We start from the raw sequence: 11724 nt of genomic DNA, 5'->3' as shown, positions 1-11724 counted from the left end.
AAAACGATTAGACTAATCTAACCGTTTTAATTTTCGTGGAGCGTATGAGACTCGAACTCATCACCTCGACACTGCCAGTGTCGCGCTCTAGCCAGATGAGCTAACGCCCCGTTGCCAACGTTTGCAGGCTTGCTTTCGTTTTTGATGGTGCAAATATAATGCATTATTCTGAAATAATTGCTATGTTTGCGAAAGAATTTGAAAAAATAAGTTATGCTGATATATAATACCACTTATCATGTAGAGGAAGGAGAAGACAAAAACTTCCTGATATGGATGCAGGAACACTATCTTCCCGAGGTAGAAAAGAACGGAACATTGTATGCTCCACGTATAGCCCGTATCTTGAGTCATATTGAAGAAGGAAGCATCTGCTATTCTGTTCAGTTTGAGGTGGAAAACTCTGCCAAACTGCATCGTTGGCATCAAGAGCAAGGAGTGAAACTGAACGAGGAATTACTGAATATCTTTAAAGATAAAGTGATTGGCTTTCCTACATTGATGGAGGTAATAGTGTGATACAACCGGTCAAAGAGAAAATAATATTGGGTATAGACCCTGGTACCACCATTATGGGGTATGGAGTATTGCGTGTGGCAGGTGTCAAGCCGGAAATGATAGCCATGGGAATTATCGACCTCCGCAAATTTGGAGACCACTATCTGAAGTTACGTCATATTCATGAACGGGTACTGAGTATCATAGAGAGTTATTTGCCTGACGAGCTCGCTATTGAGGCCCCTTTCTTCGGAAAGAATGTACAGTCCATGTTGAAGTTGGGGCGTGCGCAAGGCGTAGCAATGGCAGCTGCTTTGAGCAGGGATATTCCCATTACGGAATATGCTCCTTTAAAAATAAAGATGGCCATCACCGGAAACGGACAGGCATCCAAGGAACAGGTGGCGGACATGTTGCAGCGTATGCTGCATTTTCCTAAAGAGGATATGCCTACTTTTATGGATGCAACGGACGGGCTTGCTGCTGCCTATTGTCACTTTCTGCAGATGGGGCGTCCCACGGTGGAGAAAGGCTATCATGGCTGGAAAGACTTTATTGCCAAAAATCCGGATAAGGTGAAGAAGTGATAAGAATTGAAATGTAGAATCTAAAAATAATATCATGAAATTGAATGAACTTGCTATCATTGGAGTGGCTGCAACGACGGTTGTAAGCTGCACTCCCGCGAAGACGGAGTATGCTTCGTACGAACTTTACCCTGTCCGTTCGGGTAGTCTGACAGAGATGGAATATACACCTGCTGCCACGCAATTCACATTGTGGGCACCTACGGCGGATGAAGTTCGCCTGATGTTGTTCGAAGCAGGAGACGGAGGGCATGCCTATGAAACTATTTCAATGGAATCCTCTGAAGAAGGAACTTGGAAAACTAAAGTTGAAAAGGACTTGATAGGTAAATTCTACACATTCAATGTGAAAATCAATGATAAGTGGTTGGGGGACACTCCGGGTATCAATGCCAAAGCTGTAGGGGTGAATGGAAAGCGTGCCGCCATCATCGACATGAAATCCACGGACCCCGAAGGATGGGCAGATGATAAACGTCCGGCATTGGCCTCTCCTACCGATGTGATTCTTTATGAAATGCACCATCGTGATATGTCCATCGACCCGTCGTCGGGTATTGAGCATAAAGGAAAGTTCCTGGCATTGACAGAACAAGGAACGGTAAGTCCCGACAAGCTGGCAACCGGCATTGACCATCTGAAAGAATTGGGAGTGACACATGTACATCTTCTTCCGTCTTATGACTATGCCTCCGTTGATGAGACAAGGCTGGACGAGAACAAGTATAATTGGGGATATGATCCGCAGAACTACAATGTGCCTGACGGCTCTTATTCTACCGACCCCTACAAACCGGATGTTCGTATCCGGGAATTCAAGCAGATGGTGCAGGCTCTGCACAAAGCAGGTATCCGTGTTGTTCTGGATGTGGTGTATAACCATACTTTCAATACATCCGACAGTAATTTTGAACGTACAGTGCCGGGATACTTTTACCGTCAGCGACCGGACGGAACGTATGCAGACGGTTCGGCTTGTGGCAATGAAACTGCCAGCAACCGTCCGATGATGCGTAAATACATGATAGAGTCTGTATTACATTGGATTAATGAATATCACATTGACGGATTCCGTTTTGACTTGATGGGTATCCATGACATCGAGACAATGAACGAAATCCGTAAGGCGGCAACGTCTGTAGATCCGACTATATTTATATATGGTGAAGGATGGGCGGCATCGGCTCCACAGATGGCGGAAGATTCTCTGGCAATGAAAGCCAATACTTATAAGATGCCGGGTGTTGCTGCTTTCTCTGACGAAATGCGTGATGCTTTGCGCGGTCCGTTCAATGACAATCATCAAGGTGCTTTCCTTGCCGGATTGCCGGGAGGAGAGGAGAGCATAAAGTTTGGTATTGTAGGAGCCATCAGGCATCCGCAAGTAAATAATGACTCTGTGAATTATAGTAAGGCTCCGTGGGCGGAACAACCTACACAGATGATCAGCTATGTTTCCTGCCATGATGATATGTGCTTGGTGGATAGGCTGAAAGCAAGTATCCCGGGTATTACTCCCGTAGAATTGGCAAAGCTTGACAAACTGGCGCAAACAGCCGTATTCACTTCCCAAGGTGTACCGTTTATTTATGCCGGTGAGGAAGTGATGCGTGACAAGAAGGGAGTACACAATAGTTTTGAGAGTCCCGATTCCATCAATGCGATTGATTGGAGACGAAAGGCGGAGCATGCAGATGTATTTGCTTATTATAAAGGGTTGATACAGCTTCGTAAGAAGCATCCGGCTTTCCGTATGGGTGATGCGGATTTGGTGCGTAAGCATTTGGAATTTCTACCGGTTGACGGCAGCAATGTGGTGGTTTACCGTCTGAAAGAAAATGCCAACGGTGATGCATGGGGAGATATTATACTAGTCTTGAATGCCCGTAAGGAGCCTGCCAAACTTACCGTACCCGAAGGTAAATATACAGTGGTCTGCAAGGATGGCTTTATCAATGAACAAGGTTTGGGCACACTGTACGGCCCCGAAGTTGTTGTTCCGGCCCAATCGGCACTGATTATGTATAAATGATGATTGGATGATGCAACAACATACAATACACATAGCGGGGGGCGTAGTACGCAACCCGCTTGTTCGTTTGACAGAGCCTGTCACCCTTGATTTCCTGGCAGGAGAACACATTGCCATTGTAGGACCGAACGGAGCCGGAAAGAGCCTCCTGGTGGATATGCTGACGGAAAAGTATCCTTTGCGTGATGGTGAGCTTACCTATGATTTCTCTCCCTCCCTCACGAAAACTGCCTATGACAATATCAAATACATTGCTTTCCGTGATACTTACGGTTCTGCCGATGCCAATTATTACTATCAACAGCGTTGGAATGCCCACGACCAGGAGGATGCTCCGCTAGTACGCGAAGTGCTGGGAGAGGTAAAAGACGATATCTTGAGGCGGCAGCTATTTGAACTTTTCAGCATAGAGCCGATGCTTGACAAGAAAATCATTCTTCTCAGCAGTGGGGAGCTGCGCAGGTTTCAGTTGACTAAAGCTTTACTGACTGTTCCCCGAATTCTTATCATGGACAATCCTTTCATAGGGCTGGATGCGCCTACCCGTGAACTGCTTTTTAATTTGCTGGAGCGGCTTACCCGGCTGGGCGAGTTGCAGATTGTCCTTGTGCTTTCCATGTTGGATGACATACCTTCATTTATTACACATGTTGTGCCGGTAGAGGACATGAAGGTGGGCGAAAAGATGGAACGTGAGGAGTATGTGCAGGCATTCTGTGCGGGCAATCAGATGCGTATTCAGGAAGAGGCCGGAGCGTTGGAGGAATTGCAGCGGCGTATTCTCGATTTGCCCTACGAACATGCGAATTTCACTTCGGACGAAGTGGTGAAATTGAACGGGGTTAGCATCCGTTACGATGACCGTACCATTCTGAAGGAGCTGGATTGGACAGTGATGCGTGGTGAGAAGTGGGCGCTGAGTGGCGAGAACGGTGCCGGCAAGTCTACCTTGCTTAGTTTGGTTTGTGCGGATAATCCGCAGTCATACGCCTGCGATATCAGTCTTTTCGGACGGAAGCGCGGAACGGGGGAGAGTATTTGGGAAATCAAGAAACACATCGGTTATGTCAGTCCGGAAATGCATCGTGCTTATCTGAAGAATCTGCCTGCCATAGAGATTGTCGCTTCCGGTCTGCACGACAGCATCGGATTGTATAAACGTCCTCATGCCGAACAGATGTCGGTATGTGAGTGGTGGATGGAGATTTTCGGTATTGCCGCCTTGAAAGACAGTCCTTTTCTGCAACTCTCCAGCGGGGAACAGCGTCTGGCATTATTGGCACGTGCTTTTGTCAAGGACCCGGAACTGCTGATATTGGATGAACCGCTTCATGGACTCGATACATACAACCGCCGTCGGGTCAAGAAGATTATAGAGGCATTCTGCCATCGTCGGGATAAAACGATGATTATGGTAACCCACTATGAGAATGAATTGCCGCAAACAATTACTAACCGTTTATTCTTGAAGCGAAACCGCTGACCAGATAATAATTAGTCAAGCAAAGATAATAAAGGACTAGCAGGAACCATTTATGGTGTAAATCGTTATATTTGTAATATCAACCATCTAAACATTTATATCATGAAGTTTTTTATTGATACGGCAAATTTAGAACAGATTCGGGAGGCCTATGACTTGGGCGTACTCGACGGAGTTACCACTAATCCTTCGCTTATGGCAAAAGAAGGTATCAAAGGAGTGGAGAACCAGCGTAAGCACTATGTGGACATCTGTAATATTGTGCAAGGCGATGTGAGTGCCGAGGTGATAGCTACCGACTATGAAGGCATGATTAAAGAGGGTGAAGAATTGGCAGCCTTGAATCCGCATATCGTAGTGAAGGTGCCTTGCATTGCAGAAGGTATCAAGGCCGTTAAATACTTCTCGGGCAAAGGTATCCGTACAAATTGTACTCTGGTATTTTCTGTCGGTCAGGCATTGCTTGCAGCCAAGGCAGGTGCAACGTATGTTTCTCCGTTTGTGGGGCGTCTCGATGACATCTGTGAGGATGGCATTGCATTGGTTGCGAAGATTGTAGAGATGTACCGTTATTATGGATATACCACCCAGGTACTTGCCGCCTCTATCCGTCATACGGCACATATCATGCAGTGTATAGAGGTGGGTGCTGATGTGGCTACTTGTCCGCTTTCGGCCATTAAGGGTTTACTTAATCATCCGCTGACCGATTCCGGTCTGAAGAAGTTCCTTGAAGATTACAAACGCGTGAACGGATAAACTTAAAATATCCTATAAGCCTATCTTTCAATGTAATTATTGACTAATATTGGTGAGAAATAGAATAAAAAGATTTATTTTTGCACCTTATATTTAGATATACAATAAGGCACCGATGAAAGATAGGCTCATAGGATTTATTAAGACATACTGCTTGTTTGTCTGCATTTTTGTGTTGCAGAAACCACTATTTATGCTGTTTTACAAATCGCTGTATCCGGATGCCTCGTGTGCGGACTGGTTCAGTGTCATTTGGCATGGGTTACCTTTAGACCTATCTCTGGCTGGTTATCTGACAGCTATTCCCGGTTTTCTTTTCATAACCTCTGTATGGACACTTTCTAAATCCCTTCATCGCATCTGGTGCGGCTATTTCCTCTTCATTTCAGTACTTATCTCCATAATTTTTACTGTCGATTTAGGATTATACGAGTATTGGGGGTTCCGTTTGGATGCTACTCCGTTATTCTATTTCTTTTCCTCCCCTAAAGACGCAGTGGCCAGTGTCAGCATTTGGATGGTGCTGGGGGGAATTGTGGCAATGGCTGTTTATGCTGTCGTGCTGTATGCTGTTTTCTACGGCATCTTGCTGCAGAAGAAGCTGTTGCTGCGGATGAAACTGCCTTATCGTCGCCTGAAGGTGTCAGGTATATTGTTGCTGATGACGGGGTTACTGTTTATTCCTATCCGTGGAGGCTTTACAGTATCTACCATGAATGTGGGGAAAGTCTATTTCAGTGCCGAGCAGCGTCTGAACCATGCAGCTATCAACCCTGCATTCAGTCTGATGGAATCTCTTGCCAAGCAGAAGGACTTCAGCAAGCAGTACCGTTTTATGGAAGCTGCGGAGGCCGACCGGCTTTTTAAAGACATGCTTGAACCCGCAGGTGCCGGTGGTCAAACGGAAGAGACAGATTCTGTGCTGCAACCTGCCGATTCACTGCATACTTTATTCAATACTCAGCGTCCCGATGTACTCTTTGTGATTCTTGAGAGTTTTTCCTCCAGGTTGATGACAGCTTTGGGAGGTGAGCCGAATATTGCCGTCCATCTGGATAGCTTGAGTAAGGAAGGGGTGCTCTTTACGAACTTCTACGCCAACAGTTTCCGTACGGACCGTGGGCTGGTGGCTATCTTGAGTGGCTATCCTGCCCAGCCCACTACTAGTATTATGAAGTATCCCCGTAAAACGCAGTCCATTCCTGCCATTGCAGGCAGCTTGCGGAAGGCGGGTTATGGTACCAAGTATTATTATGGCGGTGATGCCGACTTTACCAATATGCGTTCCTACCTGATGTCATCAGGCTTTGAAGACATTGTTTCCGACCAGGATTTTCCCGTAACGGAACGTTTAAGTAAGTGGGGGGCGCACGACCATCTCGTATTCAACCGTCTGCTGGAAGACTTGAAAGCCGAAGCTGCCGAAGGAACTGCCGAAGAGAAAACTCCTCATTTCCGTGTCTTGCAGACCTCCAGCAGCCACGAGCCTTTTGAAGTACCTTTCCGTCGTCTGGAGAATGACCGGCTGAACGCCTTTGCCTATACGGATAGTTGTGCAGGCGATTTTGTAAGACAGTTCCGTGAGCTTCCCCAGTGGAAGAATACGGTGATTGTGTTTGTTCCAGACCACTTGGGAGCTTATCCCGAACATATCGACAATTTGTCGGTAGAACGCTACCGGATACCTCTGTTGATGGTGGGCGGTGCTGTCCGAGAGCCGAGGCGCATTGACGTCTATGGCTCGCAACATGATATTGCAGCCACGTTGCTGGCTCAATTGGCGCTGCCCCATGATGAGTTTGTTTTCAGTAAAGATATGCTTAATCCCGCTTCCCCTCATTTCGCGTTCTTTACCGTACCCGATGCTTTCGGTATGGTGACAGCGGACAACCAGGTGATATTCAATTGCCAGGCAGGTGCTGTGGTAGTGGATGAGGGCACGGCAAAGGGAAAGAACTTGCCGTTGGGCAAAGCCTATCTGCAGAAATTGTATGACGATATAGCAAAAAGATAAAGGAAGATAATTAAAGTATAAGAGTATAAAGTATGACAGCACTTATGGATGTCTTGCAAGGGGCGATAGATATAGACACAAACATATTCCTTTTCATCAATGGGATGCACAACACCTTTTTCGATTACTTTATGAGTGCCTACAGCGGTAAGTGGGTCTGGGTGCCGATGTATGCTGCCATTTGGTATGTGATGCTGCGCAACTTCCATTGGAAAGTGACTTTGTGCTGCATGGTCGGTCTGGCACTCGTAATTACCATTGCCGACCAGACGGGGGCAACATTGATACGCCCGTATGTGGAACGCCTTCGTCCCGCCAATCTGGAAAATCCCATATCCGACATGGTGCATATCGTAAACGGACATCGAGGAGGGCGTTATGGATTCCCCTCCTGTCATGCTGCCAATACTTTTGGCCTGGCATTCTTTGTCTGGTTTCTTTTCCGTAAACGATGGCTCACTGTGTTTATGATGGGATGGGCGTTGCTGACCTGCTATTCACGTGTCTACTTGGGAGTGCATTATCCGGGCGATCTCATCGCGGGAACATTGGTTGGATTGATTGCCGCATACATTGTATATCGCCTTTTCCTGAAAGTCAGCGGGTATAAGACCATGAAGAAAGTCCCCCATATTTATGCTCCCATATTGGTGGGCGGATTGACGATAGTTGGGATATTGATATATTCCACGGTGATGATATTGCAGGCTCAGAACTGATGATTTATCGTCACCATTGCTTCCCTCGGACGTATATTTAGTCGTGAAGTGTAGCTTTGCGTGGTGGAATACGTTGTGTAAGCATACTCTTTTTTGTTGAACAGGTTGTTGAGGCTTGCTTCCAATCTCCATTTTTTTCTTTTATAGATAAGGGATGCATCTGCGAACACGGTGTTGAGATGTGCGTCCCCTCCTAAGTCATTCCGGTAATGCTCGCCGGATAGCCGTAGGTCTACCTGCCCGATACTGAATGTGAGATGTAGCCGTTGTACGAAGTCCAGTAATGGGGTGAGACGGGTATCACTTCCTATCTTACTGCCGCCATAGCCTAATGTGGCATGATATTCCGCTTCAAAAACATCTGCGGGAGACCAGATTATTTTAGGCTCTGCTTTCAGATAATCATAACGATAGGTCTGCAGAAGACTTTGCCGGTTACCCTCGCTGTCAGCCAGGCGGGTAAGCTGTTCGCCACTGCTGCGACTGAGTAGTAGGGTGAGTGAGGTTTTCAAATGCCAGTCGTATATACCTTTGGACAAAGTACTGCTGAGATTCCAGCTATCGTTATGGTTCGGTAGTTCACGACGAGTGTAGACAATGGCATTTTCGGAAACACTCTGTTCGAAAAGAGTATTCCGGTTGCTGCGGCTGTAGGTTAGTGCGGCAGTGATGAAAAATTCCTGTACAGTGTTTTTGTACTCTCCGTAGAGATTGTAGGTTTGCGTGAGGCTGGTAGGGAAAAGTCCGTTGCCGTCTCGCCAGGTGCGGTAATCAGTTTGGTAGAGTCCCGGATACAAGTCGGAGAAGTCTCCTGCCGAGCGTTTCAGACTGCCATAAAGGGAGAACGTCCAATGATAATCCAGTTTATAGCGCAAATACATGGACGGATTGAAGAACAGGAACGAACGCTGTTGTGAGAAATACCGATCTGCTTTCAGAGGAAGCGAAAGTGTAGCCAGCCATTTTCCACGTTCCAGCTGGAAGTAGGGGGTAATATGCAATGACAGATGCGAAGCATTGAAATCATTGGGCTGTCTTGTCGGAGTATATTTCAGGGTAGCCCGTTCTCCTTGTATTCCTGCCTTATATTGTTGGGTAAATCCATCATACTTTCGTAGATATGCGGCACTGTTATCTGTGTAGAAGTTGTGCTGGTTGAATTTACTTTTTCCTTCTTCGAGTAGTAAGGATGCAGGCTGGTAAGCATACTGTGTCGTCGAACGAAATTCCCAGGTTCCGCTTTCCCGGTTTCGGATAAGATTGAAGTAGTTTCCGGCACTTAGCTGTGACGTTTGCAGAGTTTGTCCCAGTTCCTCCGAACGTCCGCGATTTATTTCTCCGTCTACGGTGAAGCGGTTGGATATATAATTCCGGCTGCTGTTATCTTCATAACGCAGTTCCAGATTAGCGATGTCACTTCTCAGACGATAATGGTAGGTTTCGTCTATTTGTATGGTATCTGTCGGTTGATAATAGATTTGGGTATTTCCCCGTTGCTGTTGGATTAGCTCATGAGTATATCCGGCTTGCAGGCGTAAGCTGCGGTCATCATTCCATTTGTACATACGGTTGCCGTTCAGGGTGTGGGTTTCATTGAATAATAAGCGATTCTTGTCTAATGGTGCGCTGATGCCCGGCTGGGAGAGAAAACCGGAAAGCGGAACTTGTTGCTGGCCATTTCCGGTCAGTTTGGTTTGCTCGTTGCTGAGGTCCTTGCCATTGTTATTCGTCTTGTAATTATAGACACTCTGTTTTCCTTTACCCAGTTGAAGGGCATTCAGTCTGCCTTCCCACAGGATTTTGTTGTTGTCACTCCATCCGGTTCCCAGAGTACCGTTTGCTATCCATTGATCGCGTGCTTTCGGATCGAGTTTTAGGTTTAATGCCACTTCGTCGGAATTGATTTTTCCTTTCAAGGCCTTTACTGACTGATAGTTCTCCATGATTTCCGCACTCTTTACGGCTTTGGCGTTCAGATTGTTGTTGATTTGGTTATAACGTCCGCCTGTCACGTCCATTCCTTCCACAAAGTAGTGGTCGATGGCTTTCCCTTTATACTTAACCTGTCCGTTTTCATCTACATCCACGCCCGGAAGTTTCTTCAATACATCCTTTATGTGCACATCTTTAGATGAAGCAAACTGTGCCAAGTCATATCTCACCGTATCTTTTCGGGTATTGATACGTCCGGGACGTATTTGTACTTCTTTTAATACGATGGCTTCCGGTTGTAGGCTGAGATTCAGGATTCCTGCCGCATTGATATTCCGCATTTCTCTCTTATAGCCTAACAAAGAAATATTGAGTTGCAGCATTCCGCTATGCTTCCACGGCAAAGAAAATTGTCCTTTGGCATCGGTCAATGCATAGTCTATCGTTGTGTGTCCGCGTAATACACTAATCATTACAGCTTCCAGCGGTTGATTGGTTTCTGCATCTGTTATCTTGCCGCTCAACGTCTGGGCGTAGGTAGGCGACAAGAAACTAAAGAGAAACAGGAAAAATAGAATGATAGTTTTTTTATTCATACACTGCAATAATTGATTGTTTGGCAATTGAAGTTTGTTGAAATTTTTATACGATTATGGTGATTTCGTAATTTGTTGATTATCAATGCGTAAAAAGAGGATGTTTAAGTATACGACTGAATGGCATTCACTATACGACTGAATAGGGTTCAGTATACGACTGAAATGCATTCAGTATGCGATAGATTTCACGAATGCTTACGGGTGTGGAGAAATATTATCGTTCCAGTGGATTATAAGGAACGTTTTTCGGGTTCTTGGTTGCATTGCCGTGTTCATCACTAACCTTAACGGTGACGTTCGGCATGCTTCCGGTGATAAATCCTACCGGATCGGCATAATAACGTTCGTGCACTTTGTTGTATGCTTTGCGGTTCATCGGTTCGTGCTTCTTTCCGTCGAAAAGTATCGGCCGATATGTGTGGCATTGCTCTACACCTGTGGCAGTGAATGAATAATGCCCTTCACTGTCTTCGGCTTTCAGTATCAGTCCGGGCAGTCCGCAAAGCTTCCATGGACCTTCGCTTATGGGTATTTCTGCAGTAAACCATGCCGTCCATGTACGGCCTTTTAATTGACATTCGGCTTTGCTGCAAAGGTAGGAGAGGACACTATCGTTTTCTGCCAGTATCTTCCACTGCGGACGTTCATCCGTTTCTTCGCAACGCAGGCGCGTCATGCCTGCCACTTCATCGAGGGTCGTTACTTTTCCGGCAGGATAACCTCTGAAGGTTCGTTCGCTCAGTTTGCTTGTTCCGTATTGTTTCAGATGTTCATTAATCGTTTCCTGCGAGGCTTTATTGGCGAAGTCTACTGCCAGTACAGAGTCGCAAACATACTTGGTGTAACTGTAGAACTTAGAGAGATTTTTACCGACTTCCAGCATCATGGTTTCTTCCGTAACATTTTCCGGCTTTTCCGTATTACTGATACAGCGCGTTTCATATTGCACAAGGATTTGTGCTTCACCGATGGTATCATTCTGTATTTTCGTTCCATCAGAAACGATGATTTGTGCCTTCGCTTGTGATGCGAACAATATAGCGAGACACAGATTGAGGAAAATAATTCTTGCACTCATAGTTTTTACATTTTTAGAGGTTT

The 11724-nt window shown here is 46.0% G+C and carries 9 protein-coding genes and 1 tRNA gene; 7 read left to right on the top strand and 3 right to left on the bottom strand.

What is annotated here, in order from left to right; translation table 11 throughout:
* Positions 1-36: 36 nt before the first annotated feature.
* Positions 37-110 (bottom strand) — tRNA-Ala (locus tag DWZ67_RS11050).
* A gap of 103 nt (positions 111-213) precedes the next feature.
* On the opposite strand from DWZ67_RS11050, the gene DWZ67_RS11045 reads away from it, so the two are divergent.
* The 7 genes from DWZ67_RS11045 (at position 214) to DWZ67_RS11015 (ending at position 8092) form a co-directional block, all read left to right on the top strand.
* Positions 214-519 carry a DUF4286 family protein gene (locus tag DWZ67_RS11045; protein ID WP_005826379.1) on the top strand — a complete coding sequence of 102 codons (306 nt, stop codon included), beginning with the start codon at positions 214-216 and terminating at the stop codon, positions 517-519.
* Positions 516-1085, top strand: coding sequence for a crossover junction endodeoxyribonuclease RuvC (ruvC, locus tag DWZ67_RS11040; protein WP_005826381.1), 570 nt, complete (start codon positions 516-518; stop codon positions 1083-1085). The genes DWZ67_RS11045 and ruvC overlap by 4 nt, the downstream gene beginning before the upstream one ends.
* Before the next feature lie 34 nt (positions 1086-1119).
* On the top strand, positions 1120-3117 hold the full coding sequence (gene pulA, locus DWZ67_RS11035; RefSeq protein WP_120138842.1) for a type I pullulanase: 1998 nt from the start codon (positions 1120-1122) through the stop codon (positions 3115-3117).
* A 10-nt stretch (positions 3118-3127) separates the two neighbouring features.
* On the top strand, positions 3128-4600 hold the full coding sequence (locus DWZ67_RS11030) for an ATP-binding cassette domain-containing protein (RefSeq protein WP_117680553.1): 1473 nt from the start codon (positions 3128-3130) through the stop codon (positions 4598-4600).
* A gap of 102 nt (positions 4601-4702) precedes the next feature.
* Positions 4703-5359, top strand: a complete 657-nt coding sequence (gene fsa, locus DWZ67_RS11025; RefSeq protein ID WP_005826385.1) for a fructose-6-phosphate aldolase — start codon at positions 4703-4705, stop codon at positions 5357-5359.
* Positions 5360-5474: 115 nt separating this feature from the next.
* Positions 5475-7373 (top strand): LTA synthase family protein, encoded by a 1899-nt coding sequence (locus DWZ67_RS11020; protein ID WP_120138840.1) that lies wholly within the window; start codon positions 5475-5477, stop codon positions 7371-7373.
* Positions 7374-7405: 32 nt separating this feature from the next.
* Entirely contained in the window at positions 7406-8092 is a 687-nt protein-coding gene (locus DWZ67_RS11015) for a phosphatase PAP2 family protein (protein WP_044468503.1), read from the top strand.
* On the opposite strand, the gene DWZ67_RS11010 is transcribed toward DWZ67_RS11015, so the two are convergent.
* On the bottom strand, positions 8083-10620 hold the full coding sequence (locus DWZ67_RS11010) for a carboxypeptidase-like regulatory domain-containing protein (RefSeq protein ID WP_120138885.1): 2538 nt from the start codon (positions 10618-10620) through the stop codon (positions 8083-8085). The genes DWZ67_RS11015 and DWZ67_RS11010 overlap by 10 nt on opposite strands.
* A gap of 217 nt (positions 10621-10837) precedes the next feature.
* Positions 10838-11701 (bottom strand): GLPGLI family protein, encoded by an 864-nt coding sequence (locus DWZ67_RS11005; RefSeq protein WP_016273207.1) that lies wholly within the window; start codon positions 11699-11701, stop codon positions 10838-10840.
* Between the last annotated feature and the right edge of the window lie 23 nt (positions 11702-11724).

The organism is Bacteroides sp. AF34-31BH (genome assembly GCF_003602795.1).
GTDB lineage: Bacteria > Bacteroidota > Bacteroidia > Bacteroidales > Bacteroidaceae > Bacteroides > Bacteroides uniformis.
The sequence above is the reverse complement of the archived record's forward strand: the minus strand, read 5'-3'. Positions and strand labels throughout refer to the sequence as shown.